Origin of the sequence: Tessaracoccus sp. MC1679 (assembly GCF_014164775.1) — a bacterium.
In the GTDB taxonomy this organism is placed as follows: domain Bacteria; phylum Actinomycetota; class Actinomycetes; order Propionibacteriales; family Propionibacteriaceae; genus Arachnia.
Genome location: NZ_JACJGB010000001.1, coordinates 15,655 through 35,316, shown reverse-complemented (window position 1 = coordinate 35,316; position 19,662 = coordinate 15,655). Strand labels below are relative to the sequence as shown.

At 68.9% G+C, this 19,662-nt stretch carries 20 protein-coding genes; 8 read left to right on the top strand and 12 right to left on the bottom strand.

The features are described from left to right. Window positions 1–76: 76 nt before the first annotated feature. Window positions 77–880, bottom strand: a complete 804-nt coding sequence (locus H5398_RS00210) for a DUF4397 domain-containing protein (RefSeq protein ID WP_182781825.1) — start codon at window positions 878–880, stop codon at window positions 77–79. 119 nt (window positions 881–999) lie between these two features. Beyond that, a complete protein-coding gene (locus H5398_RS00205; RefSeq protein ID WP_182781826.1) occupies window positions 1,000–2,346 on the bottom strand; it encodes a PhoH family protein in 1,347 nt (448 codons plus the stop codon). 333 nt (window positions 2,347–2,679) lie between these two features. Here H5398_RS00205 and H5398_RS00200 point away from each other — a divergent pair, with 333 nt between their 5' ends. Genes H5398_RS00200 through H5398_RS00190 form a run of 3 tightly spaced genes read left to right on the top strand, consistent with a single transcriptional unit; the run spans window position 2,680 to window position 5,895 of the window. Then, a complete protein-coding gene (locus H5398_RS00200) occupies window positions 2,680–3,441 on the top strand; it encodes an ABC transporter ATP-binding protein (protein ID WP_182798569.1) in 762 nt (253 codons plus the stop codon). Then, window positions 3,438–4,535, top strand: a complete 1,098-nt coding sequence (locus tag H5398_RS00195; protein ID WP_182781828.1) for a COG1361 S-layer family protein — start codon at window positions 3,438–3,440, stop codon at window positions 4,533–4,535. Before H5398_RS00200 ends, H5398_RS00195 begins: the two co-directional genes overlap by 4 nt. A gap of 7 nt (window positions 4,536–4,542) precedes the next feature. Then, the gene (locus tag H5398_RS00190) at window positions 4,543–5,895 is read left to right on the top strand and encodes an ABC transporter permease (protein ID WP_182798568.1); all 1,353 of its coding nucleotides are present in this window, start codon (window positions 4,543–4,545) and stop codon (window positions 5,893–5,895) included. Window positions 5,896–5,925: 30 nt separating this feature from the next. On the opposite strand, the gene H5398_RS00185 is transcribed toward H5398_RS00190, so the two are convergent. Next, complete coding sequence (locus H5398_RS00185; RefSeq protein ID WP_182798567.1) at window positions 5,926–6,615, bottom strand: hemolysin III family protein; 690 nt, start codon at window positions 6,613–6,615, stop codon at window positions 5,926–5,928. Between the two features lie 85 nt (window positions 6,616–6,700). On the opposite strand from H5398_RS00185, the gene H5398_RS00180 reads away from it, so the two are divergent. Further along, the gene (locus tag H5398_RS00180; RefSeq protein ID WP_182798566.1) at window positions 6,701–7,501 is read left to right on the top strand and encodes an isoprenyl transferase; all 801 of its coding nucleotides are present in this window, start codon (window positions 6,701–6,703) and stop codon (window positions 7,499–7,501) included. Window positions 7,502–7,548: 47 nt separating this feature from the next. Next, a complete protein-coding gene (locus H5398_RS00175; protein ID WP_182781832.1) occupies window positions 7,549–8,100 on the top strand; it encodes a DUF4245 domain-containing protein in 552 nt (183 codons plus the stop codon). 19 nt (window positions 8,101–8,119) lie between these two features. Here H5398_RS00175 and H5398_RS00170 read toward each other — a convergent pair whose 3' ends face one another. Genes H5398_RS00170 through H5398_RS00160 form a run of 3 tightly spaced genes read right to left on the bottom strand, consistent with a single transcriptional unit; the run spans window position 8,120 to window position 10,304 of the window. Continuing rightward, on the bottom strand, window positions 8,120–8,317 hold the full coding sequence (locus H5398_RS00170) for an exodeoxyribonuclease VII small subunit (RefSeq protein WP_182781833.1): 198 nt from the start codon (window positions 8,315–8,317) through the stop codon (window positions 8,120–8,122). After that, window positions 8,314–9,540: an exodeoxyribonuclease VII large subunit gene (gene xseA / locus H5398_RS00165; protein WP_182798565.1), complete on the bottom strand. Its 1,227-nt coding sequence runs from the start codon at window positions 9,538–9,540 to the stop codon at window positions 8,314–8,316. The genes H5398_RS00170 and xseA overlap by 4 nt, the downstream gene beginning before the upstream one ends. Window positions 9,541–9,551: 11 nt before the next feature. Beyond that, entirely contained in the window at window positions 9,552–10,304 is a 753-nt protein-coding gene (locus tag H5398_RS00160) for a hypothetical protein (protein WP_182798564.1), read from the bottom strand. Between the two features lie 41 nt (window positions 10,305–10,345). Here H5398_RS00160 and H5398_RS00155 point away from each other — a divergent pair, with 41 nt between their 5' ends. Then, entirely contained in the window at window positions 10,346–11,320 is a 975-nt protein-coding gene (locus H5398_RS00155) for a 4-hydroxy-3-methylbut-2-enyl diphosphate reductase (RefSeq protein ID WP_182781836.1), read from the top strand. 10 nt (window positions 11,321–11,330) lie between these two features. Here the strand turns inward: H5398_RS00155 and ilvA are convergent, their stop codons facing one another. Continuing rightward, window positions 11,331–12,596, bottom strand: coding sequence for a threonine ammonia-lyase IlvA (gene ilvA, locus H5398_RS00150; RefSeq protein ID WP_182798563.1), 1,266 nt, complete (start codon window positions 12,594–12,596; stop codon window positions 11,331–11,333). Window positions 12,597–12,652: 56 nt separating this feature from the next. Here ilvA and H5398_RS00145 point away from each other — a divergent pair, with 56 nt between their 5' ends. Further along, on the top strand, window positions 12,653–12,865 hold the full coding sequence (locus H5398_RS00145; protein ID WP_182781838.1) for a hypothetical protein: 213 nt from the start codon (window positions 12,653–12,655) through the stop codon (window positions 12,863–12,865). A 3-nt stretch (window positions 12,866–12,868) separates the two neighbouring features. Here the strand turns inward: H5398_RS00145 and rmuC are convergent, their stop codons facing one another. Next, complete coding sequence (gene rmuC / locus H5398_RS00140) at window positions 12,869–14,392, bottom strand: DNA recombination protein RmuC (RefSeq protein ID WP_255443427.1); 1,524 nt, start codon at window positions 14,390–14,392, stop codon at window positions 12,869–12,871. A 95-nt stretch (window positions 14,393–14,487) separates the two neighbouring features. On the opposite strand from rmuC, the gene H5398_RS00135 reads away from it, so the two are divergent. Further along, window positions 14,488–15,753 (top strand): M18 family aminopeptidase, encoded by a 1,266-nt coding sequence (locus H5398_RS00135; RefSeq protein WP_182798562.1) that lies wholly within the window; start codon window positions 14,488–14,490, stop codon window positions 15,751–15,753. On the opposite strand, the gene H5398_RS00130 is transcribed toward H5398_RS00135, so the two are convergent. From H5398_RS00130 to H5398_RS00115, 4 genes are read right to left on the bottom strand one after another with little or no spacing between them, the layout of a single operon-like run. Continuing rightward, the gene (locus H5398_RS00130) at window positions 15,754–16,623 is read right to left on the bottom strand and encodes an ABC transporter ATP-binding protein (protein ID WP_182781840.1); all 870 of its coding nucleotides are present in this window, start codon (window positions 16,621–16,623) and stop codon (window positions 15,754–15,756) included. It abuts the gene before it with no gap. Continuing rightward, the gene (locus tag H5398_RS00125) at window positions 16,620–17,597 is read right to left on the bottom strand and encodes an iron chelate uptake ABC transporter family permease subunit (RefSeq protein ID WP_182781841.1); all 978 of its coding nucleotides are present in this window, start codon (window positions 17,595–17,597) and stop codon (window positions 16,620–16,622) included. Before H5398_RS00125 ends, H5398_RS00130 begins: the two co-directional genes overlap by 4 nt. Beyond that, window positions 17,594–18,613, bottom strand: a complete 1,020-nt coding sequence (locus tag H5398_RS00120) for an iron chelate uptake ABC transporter family permease subunit (RefSeq protein WP_220489025.1) — start codon at window positions 18,611–18,613, stop codon at window positions 17,594–17,596. The genes H5398_RS00125 and H5398_RS00120 overlap by 4 nt, the downstream gene beginning before the upstream one ends. A gap of 10 nt (window positions 18,614–18,623) precedes the next feature. Continuing rightward, on the bottom strand, window positions 18,624–19,568 hold the full coding sequence (locus H5398_RS00115) for a siderophore ABC transporter substrate-binding protein (RefSeq protein ID WP_182781842.1): 945 nt from the start codon (window positions 19,566–19,568) through the stop codon (window positions 18,624–18,626). Between the last annotated feature and the right edge of the window lie 94 nt (window positions 19,569–19,662).

Below are 19,662 nucleotides of genomic sequence, written 5' to 3'. Positions count from 1 at the left end.
CGGCGGACGGGACAGACGGGGCGCGGCTCCCGCCCCTGGGAACCATGTGGAGGGGGCGGGAGCCGCTGATCGGGGGTCAGGAGTTGCTGCGGGCCCGCGAGCGCTGGGCGGCGACGACCGTGGTGGCCACCCCGGCGATCATGAGCGACGCCGCCGCGAGGGACAGGAACGAGGTGTCCGCGGGGCCCTCCGCGCCGGTGCTCGGCATGCCGGTGGTCAGCTTGACCGTCTGCGTGGCCAGGGCGAGGTTCTTGCCCTCGAGCGAGCCCCAGGCGTAGACGATGGTGTTCATGCCGGCCTTGATGTCGAGATCGGCGGGGCCGAGGACCACGGTGTCGGTGCCTGCGGCCACCACGTCGGCGGCAACCATGCCCGCGGCGATGTTGAGCTTGGCCTCCTTCGGGTTCTCCAGGCCCGGGACCGCGACCGCCCCGCCGGCGCGGACGTCGACCGCGGGTGCGGCAGCCACGTGGCGCACCGTCAGGCGGGCGCCCTTGTCGGAGGCGGAGGTGTCGTTGACGAAGGGGGTGAGGGTGGGCTTTCCATCGGCCTTGAGGTGGGCCACGATGGTGATGTTCGCGCCGGCGGGAACCGCCACGTCGTTGGCCTCGATCACCGCAGCGCCGTCGGCGCCAGCGCCGGCCGCGACGACCTTCAGGTCGTAGGTGCCCTCGGGGAGCTCCTGCGGGTCGGTCAGGGTGCCGGGGGCGAAGTTGGTGAGCAGCTCGGCGCCGTTGGCGTAGACGTCGACGGTGGCGCCGGGGACGCCGTGCAGGATGGAGATGGTGGAGGTGTGATCCTCGGCGTGGGCGAGGGCGGCGGAGCCGACGGTGGCGGCCAAGGCGAGGGAGCCGGCGACGAAGAGGCGGGAGAGCTTCATGGAGTGGTCCTTTCGAAGTGCTGTTCAGGCGACCATCGCCTTGACACTGAGTACTTCGAACGGACCCCCGCCCATGGATGCACCGGATCCAAGATTTCTTTTTTCTTTTTTCAGAAGGGTCAGGCGAGCTCGTCGACCTCCAGCATGTCGGTGACCAACGCAGCGATCGGCGAGCGTTCCGAGCGGGTTAGCGTCACATGCGCGAACAGCGGGTTGCCCTTCAGCTTCTCGATCACCGCGACGATGCCGTCGTGCCTGCCGACGCGCAGGTTGTCCCGCTGGGCCACGTCGTGGGTGAGCACCACCCGGGAGTTCTGGCCCACCCGCGACAGCACGGTGAGGAGGACGTTGCGCTCCAGGGACTGGGCCTCGTCGACGATGATGAAGGCGTCGTGCAGCGAGCGCCCCCGGATGTGGGTCAGCGGCAGCACTTCGATCATCTCCTGCTCGAGCAGCTCGTCGATGACGTACTTGTTGGTGACCGCCGACAGCGTGTCGAACACCGCCTGGCCCCACGGCGCCATCTTCTCGCCGGCCGTGCCGGGGAGGAAGCCGAGGTCCTGCCCCCCGACGGGGTAGAGCGGCCGGAACACCATCACCTTGCTGTATCTGCGCTGCTCCAGCACGGCGTCGAGGCCCGCGCACAGCGCGAGGGCGGACTTGCCGGTGCCCGCCCGGCCGCCCATGGACACGATGCCGATGGAGTCGTCCATGAGCAGATCCAGCGCGACCCGCTGCTCGGCCGAGCGGCCGTGGATGCCGAAGACCTCGCGGTCGTGCTTGATCAGCTTGACCGAACCGTCGGGCATCCTGCGCCCCAGCGCGCTCGACCCGGGAGCGTGCAGCACCACTCCGGTGTGGGTGGGCAGCTCGCGCGCGGCGGCCACCTGGGCGTGTCCGTGCTCGTAGAGGGCCGAGACATCGTCGGTGGTGACGTCGACGGCGGCCATGCCGGTGAAGCCCGTCTGGATCGGGAGCTCGTTGCGGTACTCCTCCGCAGCCAGCCCGACGGCGGAGGCTTTGACGCGCAGAGGCAGATCCTTGGAGACCAGCACCACGTCGTGGCCCTCGTTGGCGTAGTTGAGGGCGACGGCGAGGATGCGCGTGTCGTTGTCGCCGAGGCGGAACCCTGCCGGCAGCGACCGCTCGTCGGAGTGGTTGAGCTCTACCCGTAGGTTGCCGCCCTGCTCGTTGGTGATCAGGGGGGTGTCGAGGCGCCCGTGCTGGATGCGGAGGTCGTCGAGGAGCCGCAGCGCGGAGCGGGCGAAGTAGCCGAGCTCCGGATGGTGGCGCTTCGACTCCAGTTCGGTGATCACCACGATGGGCAGCACGACGTTGTGCTCGGCGAAGCGCAGCATCGCCTTCGGGTCGGAGAGAAGGACGGAGGTATCGACGACGTAGGTCTTGATGGCTGTTTCGGGCTGGACAGCGGTGGGGGAAGCCTGCTGCGGGGACGCGTTGAGCACGATTGCTCCCTTTCGCCGGGGCCCGCGCTCGCCGCGTCGGTCCCCGAATGTTGCTAGAGGACCGTCTGGGCTGTGATGGAGTGGATCTCCATGGCCCGACAATAGCCCCGGAAAGTGGGCACCCGCCAGAGGGAATTGCACGGCTGTCATTCGCTGCCGAAGGGAGGGCGTCGTACCTGGGGCCGATGCGATGGGTGCCACGGTCCCCCTCCGGTCGCGACTCGGCCCGCACCTCAGGGGAGCTGACCCGTCGTTGGGCTAGGTTTCTCCCAGGCGTCCCCGTCGACGCCCGGTCCGCGGTCTCGAGCGAGGAGGTTAGGGGTGCCCGCAACAATGATACGGCTTCCCCTGCCCGAGGTGGGGGAGCCCCTGGTGCAGACGCGGGATCTGTCCAAGATCTTCCGGGTGGGTGACTCGCGGGTCGTCGCGCTCAACCGCGTCAACCTGACCATTCCGCGGGGCAGCTTCACCGCCGTCGTCGGCACGTCCGGGTCCGGCAAGTCCACCCTACTCAACATGCTCGGAGGGCTCGAGAAGCCGACGGCTGGGGAGGTGTTCGTCGCGGGGCAGCCGCTCCACCTGTTCACCGAATCGCAGCTGGTCACCTACCGTCGTGAGCAGGTGGGCTTCATCTTCCAGTCGTTCAACCTGCTGCCGTCCCTCACCGCGCTCAACAACGTGGCCCTCCCGCTCAGCTTCCGAGGCATCCCCGCCCACCGCCGTCAGGCCCGCGCCCGCGCCATCCTCACCCAACTGGGTCTCGGCAGGCACCTGCATCACACCCCGGGCCAGCTCTCCGGAGGTCAACAGCAGCGCGTGGGCATCGCCCGCGCCATGGCGGTACAGCCGATGCTCGTCTTTGCCGACGAACCCACCGGCAACCTGGACTCGCACACCTCCGAGGAGATCCTCACTCTCTTCCGCACCGTGATCCGCCGCCTCCAGCAGACCTGGATCATGGTCACCCATGACCGGCACATCGCGTCGTTCGCTGACACGATCATCTCCATCGGTGACGGCCGCATCACAGACATCAGCCACACCGACCACCGACTCCCAGTGACCACCGCCGACAACCAGAAGGTCGCGCCATGAAGATGACCCAACGACTGTTCCTAGTCCTGATGGTGGTGTTCGGGCTGACGATGATCCCGCTCATCAGCGCCGCAGGCGATCCGGTCGCCGACGGCGGGGCCAGTGCAGGGACCGATTCGGCCGGGGATACCGGCGGCGCCACCGGAGGCACCACGGGCGGTGCTGGTGGCGGCGGTGGTGGCGCGAGCGTCGTTCCGGGTGTGTCCACGCCACGGGTCATCCTGGCCGGGTTCACCACAGACCCGGCGGAGGTCGTCGCGGGTCAGGACTTCACCGTCGCATTCACCCTGCGTAACACCTCGACACGCACCCGCGTGCAGAACATGAAAGTCACGCTGAGTTCGGACGATTCGGCCTTTCTGCCCGCCAGCGGCTCCTCCTCGCTCTTCATCAGCCGGATCAGGGCCGATCAGCTCGAGACCGCGTCCATGGCCTTCCATTCGCTGCCGTCGCTGGAGGAGAAGCCGTACCGGCTCACCCTGACTATCGACTACGAGGACGCCGCCGCCAACCCGTTCACCTCGATCGAAACGGTCTCGATCCAGGTCAGGCAGAACATCCGCGCCGATGCCTCGGTGCCGCAGCTGATGCCCTCTCAGCTGACGCTCGGCCAGGACGCATCGTTGACGTTCAGCATCTTCAATCAGGGCAAGACCAAGCTCTACAACGCCAAGGCCGCCATCAAGGAAGGCCAGGCGATCACCTCGCCGGAGGTCTTCGTCGGAACCATCGACCCGGGTGCCTCGGGCGCCGTCGACATGACGGTCAACGCGGCTGAGGAGGCAGCCGGCCCGATCACGATCACCGTCTCCTTCGAGGACGTCAACGGCAACGTAACCACCATGGACAAGATGGCAGAGGTGGCCGTCATGGCCCCCATGCCCATCGAGGAGCCCCCCCTCGGGGAGCAACCAGGCCAGGAGGCGGGACCATCCCTGCTGATCCCAGCGCTCATCGCGGCGGCACTCCTGGCGCTGGTGGTGATCGTCGCTCTCGCGGTACGACGCCGTCGACGACGCCGGGTGGAGCGCGAGGACCTCGAGTCGCTCGCGGAGCTGGGCGAGGACCCGCTCATCGGGCCCACGGCCCGCTAGGCCCACGATGCGCTGGACGGATCTGCTCGCCACAAGCCTCGCGAGCCTCAGGCAGCGGCTCTTCCGCACCTCGCTGACGGTGCTCGGCGTCCTCATCGGCACCACGTCGGTGATCGTGATGGTGTCGCTGGGCGTCGGGTTGTCCTCGAGCTTCACGAGCCAGTTCCAGCAGATCAGCCTGCGTCAGGTCAGCGTCAACTCCGTACCGCCACCGGAGATGGCCGCTCCCGGCCAACCCGCCCAGCTGAGCGGGGACCTGATCCCCATCCTGGCAGCTGAGCCCGGTGTCCGAGCGGTGTGGCCGACCTACCTGGTGGACGTGGAGTTCACCGTTGGGGCCGCCACCCAGTACTTCCAGGTCGTCGGCCTGCCCGCCGAGGCGCTGCAGGAGATGAACCTGGACCTGGCCTGGGGCCAGCTACCGCAGCCGGGCGAAGCCCTCGGACTCGTGCTGGGAGACCTTCTTCACACACAGCTCTGGGACCCTGTCACCGGCATGCCTCTGGAGGTCGACTTCCGATCCGACACCATCTTCGGTGCCTTCGCCACCTTTGGCGAGTACGGACCGGTGCCGATCGGCGGGGGTGAGGACGGGGATGACCCAACACAGCCCGCCAAGCCGCCCAAGCGGATCATCATGCCCGCCGTGGCCCAGATCGCCAACCCGGGTAACGACCAGTGGGGGCCCTACTCATCGAGCGTGTTCGCCGACTTCGATGCGCTGCGCAAGGCCATGGAGAAGGCGATGCCGGGCAAGGCGCTCCCCAACCAGCCCGCCACCGCCGACGGGAAGCCGAAGGGGAAGGCGTTCATCTACACGGAGATCCGGCTCCTGACCGACAGCCCAGAAGACGCCGAGATGGTCCTCAACTCGCTGCGTGAACAGGGCTACGGGGCCTTCGCCGACGTGGAGTGGATCAGGCAGGCCCAATCACAGGCCCTGATGATCCAGGCGGTCTTCGGCGGCATCGGGTTCGTGTCACTGCTGGTGGCGGCCATCGGCATCGCCAACACCATGATGATGAGCGTCTACGAAAGGACCAAGGAGATCGGCATCATGAAGGTGATGGGCGCGGCGCTGGGGGACATCCGGAGGATGTTCCTCATCGAGTCGGCCTCCATCGGCTTCCTCGGCGGCGTGATCGGACTGGTGTTGAGCCTGGCGGCCTCGGCGCTGCTCAACGCCACCCTCGGCGCACAGGTGGCAGGTGAGGGCGGCTCGGGTGAGCTGTCGGTCGTCCCAGCATGGTTGATGGTCGGTGCGGTGGTGTTCGCGACGTTGATCGGCACGCTTGCAGGCCTCGTGCCGGCGCAGCGGGCGACGAACCTCAGCCCGCTGGCCGCCATGCGCGCCGAGTAGCCACCGTCACACGCCAGACCTGTCCGGACCTCAGGAAGCGCCGAAGACCGCCAGACCGATGGCGACGGCGTGCAGGAGCGCCGCGATGATGGTGCAGGCGTGGAACACCTCGTGGAACCCGAACCAGGTCGGGGACAGCTGGGGGCGCTTGGTGGCGTAGGCAATGGCGCCCAGCGAATAGACGAGGCCCCCCGCTCCGATCAGCAGCACCACTGCTGGGCCGCCGGCCGCCCAGAACTGCGTGAGCCAGCCGACCGCGGCCCATCCCATGGCCAGGTAGAGGAACGTGTACAGCCAGCGGGGGGCTCCCAGCCAGAGAATCCGGAAGAGCACTCCGAGGATCGCGATGCTCCAGATGAGCGCCAACAGCGTCACGCGCGAGGTCCCCTCGAGCAGAGTCAGGGCGAGGGGCGTGTAGCTGCCGGCGATGAAGACGAAGATGTTGGAGTGGTCGATCCGCCGGAACATGGCGTTGGCGCGTGGTGACCAGGTGCCCCGGTGATAGGCGGCGCTGGTGCCGAACAGCTGCACGGCGGCCAGCGTGTAGATGCCGCACCCGATGCGACCCGTCAAGGTGGGGGCGAACACGGTGAACGTCAGCCCGATGATGAACGCCACGGGCGCCATGCCCAGGTGCAGCCAGCCGCGGAGCTTGGGTTTCGCGGGGGTGGCCGCAGCGGTGTCGGTGGAGGCGAAGGGGGGTTCTGCGATCTGGCTCATGCACATACCTACGGTTGAGTAACTTACGCTCCCGTAGGTTACTACTCCGGCCGCGGGAAGCCAACTGGGCGCTAGTGTATTTCGCATGTCAGCGGTGCAGCGCCTCATCGATCGCGTGTGGCCGCCCCGTTGGCTGTACGCAAGCTACGAGCGTCAGGTCCTCAAGCACGTGGACCGTGACAGCCTGCCGCGCCACGTCGCCGTCCTGGCTGACGGCAACCGACGATGGGCCCGGATGAACGCCCCCGGCCAGCCGCTCGTCGCCGGGTACCGGGCCGGGGCCGCCAAGCTGCGTGAGTTCGTCGAATGGTGCGACGACGCAGGCATCCAGGTGATCACGCTGTGGGTGCTCAGCACGGACAACCTGGAGCGTGCCGAGGACGATGAACTGACCCCCCTGCTGGAGGTGATCAGCCAACTGGTCTCCGATCTGGCCGCCACCAGGCGCTGGCGGGTCCAGGCCGTCGGCGCGCTGGACCTCCTGCCGGAGGCTATGTCCGAGACGCTTCAGGCCGCCTCCGACTCGACGGCGTGGGTGAGGGGGATGCACGTCAATGTCGCGGTGGCCTACGGCGGCCGCCACGAACTCCTCGACGCCGTCAGGTCCCTGCTCGCGGCGCGGGCCGCAGAGGGTGCCACCTTGGCCGAGGTGGCCGAGACGCTCGAGATCGATCAGATCTCCGACCACCTCTACACCAAGGGCCAGCCGGACCCGGACCTCATCATCCGCACCTCCGGCGAGCAGCGCCTCTCCGGGTTCCTGCTGTGGCAGTCCGCGCACAGCGAGTTCTACTTCTGCGAGGCGCTCTGGCCGGACTTCCGCCGGGTCGACTTCGTCCGAGCGCTCCGGGCGTACTCACAGCGGGAGCGCCGTTTCGGTCGCTGATCCCCGGCCTTTGGGGCACCGCGGCAGGTCGTGGCACGATGGCGCGCATGGCCCGCCGCAACCCCAAGAACCGCTCGCGCGACATGGTGATCTCGATGACGGTGCTGCTGGTGCCCATCGCGCTCATCGTCTGGTGGTTCACCCTCAACCCGGAGCCCAAGCCGGAGGTGGTCGACGTCGACGCCACCCTCACCAGGGCCGAGGTGGAATCGCCCTACCCCGTGCTGCGTGCTGGCGACCTCGGCGAGGGGTGGGTACCGGTGCGGGTGGCCTGGGCCAAGGAGGGCGACCCGTGGATCACCAGCGAGCCCGCGGCAGGCAACTGGTGGCAGGTGGGCTACCTCTCCCCGGAGGAGATCTACTACGGGGTGCAGCAGCGCGACGGCGGTGCCAGTGCATTCGTCACCGACACGACCAGAGACGGGAGCCCGCTGGGCGGCGCCGTCGAACTGGCGGGGCGCACCTGGGAGCGCTTCGAGAGCGACGACGGCCGGACCCGCAGCCTGGTGCACGAGGACGACCTGGTCACCTCCATCGTGACGGCCGACGCGGACTTCACGGCGCTGGAAGCGTTCGCGGCAACACTCACCGAGGGGTAGCAGGGGGAGCCGCGGCCGGTCACTCGACGGCGCGGCGCGCCTTGGCGACCTGCTCCTTGGCGCCGTCGAGGTAGCCCTGGCAGATCTCGGCCAACTTCTCGCCGCGCTGCCACAGCTCCATGGACTCGGCCAGTGACGCGCCGCCGGACTCCAGCCGGCGCACCACGTCGACCAGTTCGTCGCGGGCGGCCTCGTAGGTGGGCTTCTGATCGGTCACGGCCGGTCTCCTTCAGCTGTGGTGGCGACGACGTCGAGGTCGAGCTGACCGTCGAAGAGATAGGCGTGGATGCGGGCGCCGGGTGCGGTGTCGCCCACGGCCGACACAGACCGGTGGGCGTCGTCGACGAGGACGGCGTAGCCGCGCTCAAGGGTCCGTTTCGGGGAGAGCGCGCGGACTGAGCTGACGGCGGAGCGCAGGTGGGATTCCTCGTCGCGCAGCCGGCGGTCGACGGCGGTGTCGAGCTTGTGGCGCAGCAGGCTGAGCCTGTCGTAGTGGGCGGCGAAGGCGCTGGTGGGGTCGATCATGACGGGGCGGGAGCGGAGCTGGTCCAGCTGGCGTTGCGCCTCCTGGAGCCGCGCGTCGACCCCCCGCTCCAGCCGCGCCCTCGCGTCCGCCAGCGACGCGGACTCGTCGGCGTGATCCGGCACCACGCGCCTGGCGGCATCCGTGGGCGTGGAGGCGCGGAGGTCGGCCACCAGGTCCACGATGGGGGCGTCGCGCTCGTGCCCGATGGCGGTGACGACGGGGGTGCGAGCGGCGGCCACGGCGCGCACGAGGCCCTCGTCGGAGAACGAGAGCAGGTCCTCCAGCGACCCGCCGCCGCGGGCGATGATGATGACGTCCACCTCGGGGTCCTCGTCCAGCGCGGCGAGGGCGAGCATGACCGACTCCGCCGACGTGGGGCCCTGGACCACCGCGTGCCGGGTACGGATGCCGGCGGCGGGCCAGCGGCGGCCGACGTTGGTCACCACGTCACGCTCGGCGTCCGAGTCCCGGCCCGTGATCAGCCCGATCATCCGGGGGAGGAGGGGGAGGCGGCGCTTGCGGGCCGGGTCGAACAGGCCTTCGGCCTGCAGCTTGCGCTTGAGCTGCTCCAGCTGGGCCAGCAGCCGGCCCTCGCCCGCCACCTGGATCTCCAGGCACTCCAGGCTGAGCGATGTGTTGCGCTCCCACACCCGCGGCTTGACCCGTGCGGTCACCCGGGATCCCTCGGGAAGGGGCCCGGCGGCGTCGAGCACCATGGTGGAGACCGTGACCTGAACCGACATGTCGGCCACCCTGTCGCGGAACGTGAGGAACTGCGTGGGAGCGTTGCGACGCTTGATCTCCACCACCTGGGCGTCCACCCACACCTCTCCCAGGCGCCCCACCCACTCCTTGGTTGCCATGATCACCCGGCCGAGCGGCTGCGGCTTCTCCGAGGAACTCTCCAACCCCATGCGGAGACTCGTCAGTCCCAGAGGCCCGAGGAGCAGGTGGCGAACCAGGTGCCGTGCACCACGTTGCCCACCGACACTGGGACCTCCGCCGGGATCGCGCAGGAGATCTCGATCGCGCTGCGCCCCACCACGTACTGGAACTCCACGCCGGTGAGGGTGTTGCGCCTGGGCTCGACGCTCAGTACCTCCACGCCCATCAGGAGCGCGGGGGAGGCCTCGGCCGGCGGGATCGCGGCGGCCTGGAGGGCGATCAGACTGGGGGAGATCAGCGCGTCGGCGGGGATCCGGAGGTCGCCTCCGGGGGCAGCCTCCGGGGAGGCCTCGAACGCGGCAGCATCCTCGTAGACAGTGACCTCGATCGCCAGCGCCGCGACGCGCAACGACTCGATCACGGTGTACTGGCCGCCGGCGCGCAGCTCGTGCTGCGGGTACGCGACCGGGTCGTCGACCAGCGCCACGAACTGGGCCAGCAGCGGCCCAGGCGCGTGGGTCCCGTACAGCGCCACCCGCGCCAGCAGGTCCGAGAACCGAACCACCTGGGCGCGGTAGCGCGATTCCGAGGCAAGCGCCCCCGTCGTGCTGACCCCCTGCCCCTCCCGCTTGACGAAGCACAGGCGGGCACCGCTCGGGTCCGTGTACGTCCCTACCAGGTCGAAGCCCGGCGCGGTGTCCACTCCGCGCACGCCCGCGCTGAACGCGGACGCGACGAGCTGGTCCAGGGATGGGGCGTCGAAGCCGACGGCGTGGAGCTGGGGGGAATCCATGCCGCTAGGGTACCGGCGGAGCACCACCTAGACTGGTCGGCATGTCTAGCGTTGCCCCGGCCATCAAGCGCGTCGTCGTCGCAGCCCCCCGCGGGTACTGCGCCGGTGTGGATCGCGCCGTCATCACCGTCGAGAAGGCGCTGGATCTGTACGGGCCGCCCGTCTACGTGCGCAAACAGATCGTGCACAACAAGCATGTGGTCGAGTCCCTGGAGGCCAGAGGCGCGGTCTTCGTCGAGGAGCTCGACGAGGTGCCCACCGGCGCCACCGTCGTCTTCTCCGCCCACGGCGTGTCTCCCGCGGTGCACACCGAAGCCGCGGACCGGGGCCTGAAGACCATCGACGCCACCTGCCCGCTGGTCACGAAGGTGCACCACGAGGCCCGGCGTTTCGCGTCCGAGGGTACCCAGATCCTCCTCATCGGCCACGCCGGCCACGAGGAGGTCGAAGGCACCATGGGTGAGGCGCCGGAGCAGACCATCCTCGTTCAGTCGCCTGAGGACGTGGCCTCCGTGGAGCTTCCCCAGCACGGATCTGTGGCGTGGCTGAGCCAGACCACCTTGTCCGTGGATGAGACCATGGAGACGGTGGGCAAGCTGCGCGAGAAGTTCCCGCTGCTCATGGACCCGCCGTCGGATGACATCTGCTACGCCACGCAGAACCGGCAGCTGGCGGTCAAGCAGATCTCGCGCGGGTGTGACCTGATGATCGTGGTGGGTTCGCAGAACTCGTCGAACTCCGTGCGGCTGGTCGAGGTGGCGCTGGAGGCCGGCGCCAAGGCCTCCTACCGCGTGGACAACGCCTCGGAGATCGATCCCGCGTGGCTGGAGGGCGTCCACTCGGTGGGCGTCACCTCGGGCGCCTCCGTGCCGGAGCTGCTCGTCGACGGGGTGCTGGAGTACCTCGAGTCCATGGGCTTCCCGCCCGCGGTTGAGGAGCGCCTGACCGAGGAGACGCTTCAGTTCGCGCTGCCGCCGGAGCTCCGCAAGGACCTGAAGCGCGCCGTCAAGCACTGACGCAGGACGCTCAGGTGAGGAAGCGGAAGAACGGGCTGTCGTAGGCCACCTCCTCCGCGGTCATCCCGCATTCGTCGATCCGTTGCACCAGGAAGCGGTAGTCGCCGGGGTTTCCCAGCTCCACGCCCACCAGGGCCGGCCCGGTGTCGCGGTTGTTGCGTTTGACGTACTCGAAGTAGGTGATGTCGTCCTCCGGGCCGAGCACCGAATCCAGGAACATGCGCAGCGCGCCCGGTTGCTGGGGGAAGTCGACGAGGAAGTAGCGCTTGCGCCCCTCGTGGATCAGGGACCGCTCGACCACCTCGGCGTAGCGGGACACGTCGTTGTTGCCCCCGGACAGCAGCACCAGCACGCGCGAGCCGCTGGGGATCTGGACCCTGGGCCCCACGCCGCCACTGGGCAGGGCCGCGGCGGCCAGCGCCCCGGCCGGCTCGGCGATGATGCCGTCGACCTGGTAGAACTCCAGCATCTCAGAGCAGACCTGGCCCTCCGGCACCCGCACCAACTCGACGCGCGCCTCCTGGATCACCTCGAACGTGAAGTCGCCGACCCGCTTGACGGCAGCGCCGTCGACGAAGGTGTCGATGTCGTGGAGTGTCACCGGGCGCCCGGCCGAGATGGCGGCGGCCACACACGGTGCACCCTCGGGCTCGACCCCGATGATCCGCACCTCGGGATGGTGCGTACGCAGCCACGCGGCCGCGCCGGCGAGGAGACCACCGCCTCCCACCGGCAGCACCACCACCCCCGGCACGAAGCCCAACTGCTCGAAGGCCTCCACCACCACCGTGGCCTGTCCAACGGCCGTGCGCTGGTCGTTGAAGGCGGGCACCAGGACCTTCCCGTCCCCGGCAAGGCGGGCGGCCTCGTCTGAGGCGTCGTCGTAGCTGGCGCCGTGGAGCACCAGCTCGACGAACCCGTGCCCGATCTCCAGGATGCGCTGGCGCTTCTGCCTCGGGGTGGTGTGCGGGACCACGACGGTGGCCTTGATGCCCAGAGCCGCTGCCGAGAACGCCACGCCCTGGCCGTGGTTGCCCGCCGAGGCGCACACCACGCCGGCACGCTTCTCGGCCTCGCTTAGCTGGGCCATGAGGTTGTAGGCGCCGCGCAGCTTGTAGGAGCGGACCGGCTGCAGGTCCTCACGCTTGACCCAGATCTCGGATCCGGTGGCCCTCGACAGGCGCGCGTTGAGCTGCACCGGGGTGCGGTGCGCGATCCGGCCAAGCCTGTCCACGGCGGCAGGGATCTGGACGGCGAGGTCTGACAGGGCGCTCATCTGTTCATTGTCGCGGTCTGGGGCCGGATGGGCCAACAGGATGGCAGCATGGATGGATGGCGGCAGCGCAGGTGCCCCCGGAGCCCATCGAGCCGGAGGTGGCGGAGCAGGGGCCCGATTGGACCCTCATCCTCACCCGCGCACTGGCCCTGGTGGCGTTGGGGCTGGTGGCCGGGGTCCTGCTGGCCAGGCCGTGGGCACCTCGAGACGACCCGGCTCCCAGCCCCACGGTCAGCGTGGCGCCCAGCCCTTCGCCCACGCTGCGGTGAGGCTCACGAATCTGCGGTGCCGGTGCGTCGACGCAGCTGGCGCACGGCGGATCCGTCCAGCAGATCCGCGTCGTCTGCGACGGTGCTGCGCTCGAGGCTGCGCAGCTCGTCGAACTCCAGCATCTCCGGCACCGCGATCTGGCGCGGGGTCTCGATCACCGGCGCGAGATCCGCGATCTCCTCCGATGTGACCCCCAGCTCGCGGAAGCGGCGAGCCGACACCATGACCCGGGTCTCCACGGCGCCGACCGCCTTGTTGTAGTGCTGGACGGCGCTGCCGAGGGACCGTCCCAGCTTGTCGAAGTGCTGGCCCAGCGTGGCAAGCCTGTCGTAGAGCTCGCGCCCCAGCTTGGAGACCTGACCGGCCGTCTCCGCGAGCGACACCTGCTGCCACCCGTTGGCGACGATCTGCAGCTGCGGGATGAGCAGCCCGGGCGAGGCCAGGACGATCTGGCGGCGCGTGGCGTAGTCATGCAGGGCCGGCTCCTGTTCCAGCGCCAGGCGGTAGAACTCGTCGGAGGGCAGATAGAGGACCACGAACTCCGGCGAGCCGAGATCCAGCTGCCAGTAGTGCTTCCCCGAGAGGTCGTCGATGTGCTTGCGGACGTGGGCGGAGAACGTCTTGAAGTGCGCCTTCTGCGCCTCCTCGTCCTCGGTGTTATAGGCCTCCAGGGCTGCGCTCAGCGGCACCTTGGAATCCACGAAGATCACCTTGCCCGCGGGGAGATTGATCCGCATGTCCGGCCGGAAGCGGCCGTCGTCCGAGGTATAGGTGGCCTGGGAGTCGAAGTCACAGCGCTCGGTGAGACCCGAGATCTCGACGATGCGCTTCAGGCTGCGCTCTCCCCAGGCCCCGCGCACCTGAGGCGTGCGCAGCGCGTTGCTCAGGCTGACGGTCTCGCGGCGGATGGCGTCCCCGGAGAGCCGCACCGCCTGCACCTGCTCACCCAGCTCCGCCGCCATCCGGACGCGGTCCTTCTCCACGGACTGCAGCCGCTCCTGCAGCTGGCGCAGACCATCGGTCAATGGGGTGATCAGCTGCTCGGTCGCCTTGAGCCGGGCATCGGCCACCACGTCGGCCTGCCTGCCCTGACGCTCCAGGGATTCCGCCGAGAGCACCTTGAAGCGGTCCAGGAGCGACTCCCGGTCTGCCGCGAGCTGCTCAGCGCGCGCCATCGCAGCGTCCCGCTGGGCCGAGAGCGCCGCCACACGGGCCTCGACAGCCGCGGTCTCCCCGCGGACTTCTGCCAGAAGGCGTTGCGCGTCCACGGCAGCGGTGCGCAGGTCCGCCTTCTCGGCCAGGTGCTGAGCCACCTCCGCCTTCACCACGGCCGACTCCTCCCGCGCACGGCTGGCCTCGGCCCACGCCCGCGACACCTCCTGCCGCGCGTCAGAGAGGGCCAGCTGTTCGTCCGCGCGGGCCTGCCTGCCCGAGTCCGAGGCGGCGTGACGGCGCCCGACGACGTACCCGAGGGCGGCGCCCGCGACGAGGGTGAGGAGGCTCAGAAGGAGAGCGATCAGGTCCATGCGTCCACTCAATCAGGGGCCACCGACAATTTCCGTCAGCCACTCCGGCCGGGGGGCCCGGAACCGGCCTCCGATTCCGCGGCTACCGTAGGGCCATGCTCGCTTCAGCCCAGGACCACGTTGATCAGCTGACCGATTTCGTCGTCGCCTCGCCCACCTCCTTCCATGCCGCGGATCAGATCGCAGCGCAGCTGAGGCTGGCCGGGTTCGTGGAGGTCGACGCCCGCCGCCCATGGTCGGACGTCGGTGGCCGGCGGTTCCTGGTACGCGACGGCGCCGTCGTGGCGTGGGTGTCCCCGGACACGCTGGGGCACGAGGCCGAGTTCCGGATCGTCGGCACACACACGGACTCACCGGGATTCAAGCTGAAGCCCGGCGCGCACCTGTCCAGCGCTGGATGGACTCAGCTTGGCGTCGAGGTCTACGGCGGCCCCCTGCTGAACTCGTGGCTGGACCGTGACCTCGGCATCGCGGGCCGCCTGACCACACTCGACGGTGCCGTGCACCTCGTGCGCACAGGTCCCGTCGCCCGCATCCCTCAGCTCGCGATCCATCTGGACCGCGGGGCAAACGAGTCGCTGACCCTGGACAAGCAGACCGGGACGCAGCCCATCGTGGCCGTGGAGCTGAAGCAGTCGCTGATCGAGCACCTCTGCGCCTTGGCGGGCATCGCGCCCGGTGACGTGGCGCTGCACGATCTCTTCGTCTTCGACACGCAACGCCCGGCCGTCATCGGCGTCGAGCGCGAGTTCCTCGCCTCGGGCCGGCTGGACAACCTGGCCTGCACGCATGCCGCTCTCACAGCGATCAGCTCGGCCGAGGCCGGCGCAGACGTCGCGGTCTTCGTCGCCTTCGACCACGAGGAGGTGGGCTCGGCCACCACCAGCGGAGCCGGCGGGCCCGTGCTGCAGGACGTGCTGGAGCGGATCGCTGCCGGCTTCGGCCTTGGCCTTGACCAGACGCGTGCCATGTTCGCCCGCTCCAGTTGTGTCTCGGCCGACACCGGGCATCTCGTGCACCCCAACTATCCGAACCACCACGACCCGGTGAACCGGCCGCTGCCCAACCGCGGTCCGCTTCTGAAGATCAACGCCAACCAGCGCTACGCCACTGATGCCGTCGGTGCCGCCATCTGGCTGCGGGCCTGCGCCGCCGCGGGTGTGCCCACCCAGCCGTTCGTGTCCAACAACGCCGTGCCGTGCGGCTCCACCATCGGCCCCATCACCGCCACCAGGCTGGGTATCACCACCGTCGACGTGGGCGTGGGCCTGCTGAGCATGCATTCGGCCCGGGAGCTGTGCGGAGTGGAGGACCCGTGGTTCCTGGCCCGCGCTGTCGCGGCGTACTGGGCCGGCGCCTAGTCAGGCTGCGCCGGAACGGGCGCCGAGGGTCAGGGAGACGGGTCTGGTTGGGGCGCCATCGAGGCAGCAGCCGTCCCGCGAGGAACGGTGGCACGACGTGCACAGCGGAACCGGCAGGTAGAAGTGCGCGATCGGGCGTCCCCGGAACTGCGTCACCTCGATCTCCAGGTCGAAGACGTCTCGGAGCACGTCCGGGCGCACCAGTTCCTGCGGGGAGCCGACGGCCATCACCCGGCCGTCCTTCATCGCGACGATCTGGTCCGCCCAGCAGGCCGCGTAGTTGATGTCGTGGACCACGATCACCACTGTCTTGCCCAGTTCGTCGGCGGCCCGCCGCAGCGTCTGCAGCATGGCGTGGGCGTGGGCCACATCGAGATTGTTGAGGGGTTCATCGAGCAGCACATACTGCGTGTCCTGGGCCAGTACCATGGCCACGAAGGCGCGTTGGCGCTGGCCGCCGCTCATCTCGTCGAGGAAACGGTCCCGCAGATCATCAAGATCCATCCAGGCGATCGCCTCGTCGATCCTGAGCCGGTCGTCAGCCGTCAGACGCCCGCCTGAGTGGGGGTAGCGCCCGAAGCCCACGAGGTCGGCGACGGTGAGGCGGCTCTGAAGATCATTGGACTGGCGCAGCACCGCGAGGCGCTTGGCGAGCTCTCGTGAGTCCGCCGTCGCCACGTCCAGGTCACCCACCGAGATCGATCCGCCGTCGGCCTCGAGGAGACGCGCGATCATCGAGAGAAGCGTGGACTTGCCAGCGCCGTTGGCCCCCACAATCGCGGTCAGACCGCCATCGCGCAGTTCCAGCGTCACGTCGTTGACCACGAGGCTGCGGCCGTAGCGCTTGGAGAGGTTCCTGACGTTGATCATGTGCGTACCTTTCGGATCACGAGCCAGATGAAGGCGATACCGCCGACGAATTCGATGACCACCGACAACACGGTGGCCTGGCCGAGGAGTTGTTCGAGGACGGTCTGGCCGCCCAGTAGCACGCCGACGCCCAGCAGCCCTGCCATTGGCATCACGATGCTGTGGCGCCCGGTGCCGCTGATCTGGTAGGCGATGGCCGCCACGATCAGGCCGAGGAAGGTAATGGGGCCGACGAGCGCGGTGGAGACGCAGACCAGGAGGGTTGCCACGAGGAGCACGCCCCGGACGGTGCGCTGGTAGGGGACGCCGAGGCTGACGGCGGCGTCCCTGCCGAGGGAGAGGACATCGAGGTCCGCGCGCCGTCGCCACAGCCACAAGCTTGCGGCGGTGACGATGGCTGCGCCCAGCCAGATCAGCTCCGGGTTGACCGCGGTGAAACTGGCGAAGAGGTTGTCCTGCAGAACGGTGAAGGCGCTGGGGTCCAGGACGCGAGCAATCAGCGATGACAGTGAACGAAGGACGGAGCCGAGCACCAGGCCCGCCAGCACCACCACGTAGATCGAGCGGCTCCTCCGTCCGAACAGGACCTCAGTGAGGAGGGTTGCCACCCCCAGCATGAGCGCCACGTTGAGTGCGAACATCGGGTAGGCGCCGATCTGCCCCACGACCGCCACGCCCATCGTCAGGACCAGGAGCGACTGCAGGAACACGTACAGGGCATCCAGCCCCATGATCGACGGCGTGAGAAGGCGGTTGTTGGTCACGGTCTGGAACGCCACCGTCGCTACCCCGGTGGCCCACCCGACCACGATCATCGATGCCACCTTGCGGCTGCGGAGCTCGAGAATGAAGCCGAGGTCGCCGCTGAGGTTGAGGGTCATGAACGCGACGGCGGCGACCGCGCACAGCGCCAGCGCGAGCAGCAGCCGGAATGACGGTGCGATCGAGGTTCGGGGGGTGGTCAAGGCGGTCATCGGGTGCGCATCCGTCCGGTGAGGAGGAGCACGAGAAACACGACGCCGCCGAGTACCCCCGAGACCGTCCCCACGGGGATCTCGTAGGGCGGGTTGAGGGTGCGGGCGAGGAGATCGCAGACCAGCACGAATCCGGCGCCCGCGAGGGCGGTCCAGCCGATGTTGCGCCGCAGGTTGTCCCCGCGCCAGAGCACGATGAGGTTGGGGATCACGAGGCCGACGAAGCCGATCCCTCCCACTACCACCAGCGTGATGGCGCTCGACGTGGCGACCAGGCCCAGCCCCAGATTGAGTGTGGCCTTGTAGGACAGGCCGAGAGCCTTCGAATGCTCCTCGCCGAGGGATGCGAGGGTGAAGCGGTCCGCGAAGAACCACAGCAGGGCGCCCAGCACCGCGAGCAGCCACAGCAGCTCGTAGCGGCCGCGGAGTACGCCGGAGAAGTCACCCTGCATCCAGATTCCGATGGTCTGCATGAGCTCCAGCCGGTAGGCGACGAAGGTGGTGCCGGCTGCGATCACCCCGGCCAGCATGATCCCCACCAACGGCACGGCAACGACGGGGACCGTCGGCGGTAGCGATCTGACCAGCCGCAGGAACAGGGCGGTGCCCGCCAAGGCGGTCAGAATCGCAAGGACCATCTTGACCACGAGCGGCGCCTCTGGGAACAGGAGGATCGCGATCAGGATGCCCACGCCCGCGGACTCGGACGTGCCGACGGTGCCTGGCTCGACGAAACGGTTGCGCACGAGCAGCTGCATGAGGAGGCCCGACAGGGCCAGGGATGCGCCCGCCAACAGCACTGCGAGAGTTCGTGGCACCCGGGAAACGGTGAAGGTGAGCCAGTCGTCGGGCGTGGCGCGCCCGGTGAGGAAATCCCAGGGGGAGAGATCGGCGGCGCCGACGAACAGCGACAGCACCGACAAGCCCAGAAGCGCGCCGAGCCCGCCGAGCCACCCCCAGGACAGGGGGTGGCCGGCGGGCAGAGTGCGCCGGGTGGCGTCGGTGGTGGCAGTCACGGCGTCACGATCAGTTGGTGGCCGTGGCGTCGCTCAGCATCTCCACAGCGTTGTCCACGCCGTGGATCATGATGTACCAGCGTCCACCGTCGAGGTAGGTGACGTCGCCGTTGCTCCAGGCCGTGGTGTTGGCCATCAACTCGTTGTCCAGCACCTGTGCGGCTGCCTGGCCCTCCTGGCCGATGGCCGCGTCGCGGTCCACGACGAACAGCACGTCGGGGTTCGCCTCGGCGATGGCCTCGAAGGAGATGGCGTCGCCGTGGGCCTCGGCGTCGACGTCGGAGATGGCGGGCTCGAAGCCCAGCTCATTGTGGAGGACTCGGTAGCGCGACTCGGTGCCTTGAGCCGACACCTTGCCGCCGCTGGTCATGAGAATGAGGGCAGTCTGGCCCCCGGGCGTCTTGCCCTGTGCGGCCGCGAGGGCCTCCTCAACCTCCGCGAGCTGTTCGGCGGCCTCGTCCTCGGCGCCCACAGCCTTGGCGATGATGTTCGTCGAATACTCGATACCTTCGTAGAACGACTTCTCCGCGTCGAAGGTGATGTCGATCGTCGGGAAGTTCTTCGACAGCTCCTCCACGAGGGCGGCGGTGCGGAAGCCGGCGATGATGAGATCGGGATCCAGTGCGGCGATGGCCTCGAGGTCAGGCTCGACGACGGAGCCGAGGTCCGCATACTTCTCGTCTGCGAACTCGCTGAGCGGCTCGGGGAGCGCTGCGCCCTTGGTGAGTCCCACGACGTTGTCGGAGGCCCCGAGCGCGCGGACGGTGTCCAGGGAACCGAGATCGAGGACGACGATGCGCTCGGCCGGCCCGTCGAGCGTGGTCTCGCCCTGAGTGTGCGTGACGGTGATGGGTTCGCCCGCCGCGGGTTCCTCGGCTGCGGACTGGCCGCCGCACGCGGCGAGGGGGAGGAAGAGGAGGGCGGAGAGGGCGCCGGCGATGCGGGTGCGATTCATATCAGTCCTTCTTGGCAGAGTTTCATGGGGAGTCGACTAAGGGAACCCTAACCTGTTTGAATTTCAGTACGCAAAGATGCCCAATTTGGTGAGA

Bases quoted from the DNA above. Each gene is read 5' to 3' on its own strand.
- H5398_RS00210 (WP_182781825.1), bottom strand. From the start codon at position 880: ATGAAGCTCTCCCGCCTCTTCGTCGCCGGCTCCCTCGCCTTGGCCGCC.
- H5398_RS00200 (WP_182798569.1), top strand. From the start codon at position 2,680: ATGATACGGCTTCCCCTGCCCGAGGTGGGGGAGCCCCTGGTGCAGACG.
- H5398_RS00195 (WP_182781828.1), top strand. From the start codon at position 3,438: ATGAAGATGACCCAACGACTGTTCCTAGTCCTGATGGTGGTGTTCGGG.
- H5398_RS00190 (WP_182798568.1), top strand. From the start codon at position 4,543: ATGCGCTGGACGGATCTGCTCGCCACAAGCCTCGCGAGCCTCAGGCAG.
- H5398_RS00185 (WP_182798567.1), bottom strand. From the start codon at position 6,615: ATGAGCCAGATCGCAGAACCCCCCTTCGCCTCCACCGACACCGCTGCG.
- H5398_RS00180 (WP_182798566.1), top strand. From the start codon at position 6,701: ATGTCAGCGGTGCAGCGCCTCATCGATCGCGTGTGGCCGCCCCGTTGG.
- H5398_RS00175 (WP_182781832.1), top strand. From the start codon at position 7,549: ATGGCCCGCCGCAACCCCAAGAACCGCTCGCGCGACATGGTGATCTCG.
- xseA (WP_182798565.1), bottom strand. From the start codon at position 9,540: ATGGGGTTGGAGAGTTCCTCGGAGAAGCCGCAGCCGCTCGGCCGGGTG.
- H5398_RS00160 (WP_182798564.1), bottom strand. From the start codon at position 10,304: ATGGATTCCCCCCAGCTCCACGCCGTCGGCTTCGACGCCCCATCCCTG.
- H5398_RS00155 (WP_182781836.1), top strand. From the start codon at position 10,346: ATGTCTAGCGTTGCCCCGGCCATCAAGCGCGTCGTCGTCGCAGCCCCC.
- ilvA (WP_182798563.1), bottom strand. From the start codon at position 12,596: ATGAGCGCCCTGTCAGACCTCGCCGTCCAGATCCCTGCCGCCGTGGAC.
- H5398_RS00145 (WP_182781838.1), top strand. From the start codon at position 12,653: ATGGCGGCAGCGCAGGTGCCCCCGGAGCCCATCGAGCCGGAGGTGGCG.
- rmuC (WP_255443427.1), bottom strand. From the start codon at position 14,392: ATGGACCTGATCGCTCTCCTTCTGAGCCTCCTCACCCTCGTCGCGGGC.
- H5398_RS00135 (WP_182798562.1), top strand. From the start codon at position 14,488: ATGCTCGCTTCAGCCCAGGACCACGTTGATCAGCTGACCGATTTCGTC.
- H5398_RS00130 (WP_182781840.1), bottom strand. From the start codon at position 16,623: ATGATCAACGTCAGGAACCTCTCCAAGCGCTACGGCCGCAGCCTCGTG.
- H5398_RS00125 (WP_182781841.1), bottom strand. From the start codon at position 17,597: ATGACCGCCTTGACCACCCCCCGAACCTCGATCGCACCGTCATTCCGG.
- H5398_RS00115 (WP_182781842.1), bottom strand. From the start codon at position 19,568: ATGAATCGCACCCGCATCGCCGGCGCCCTCTCCGCCCTCCTCTTCCTC.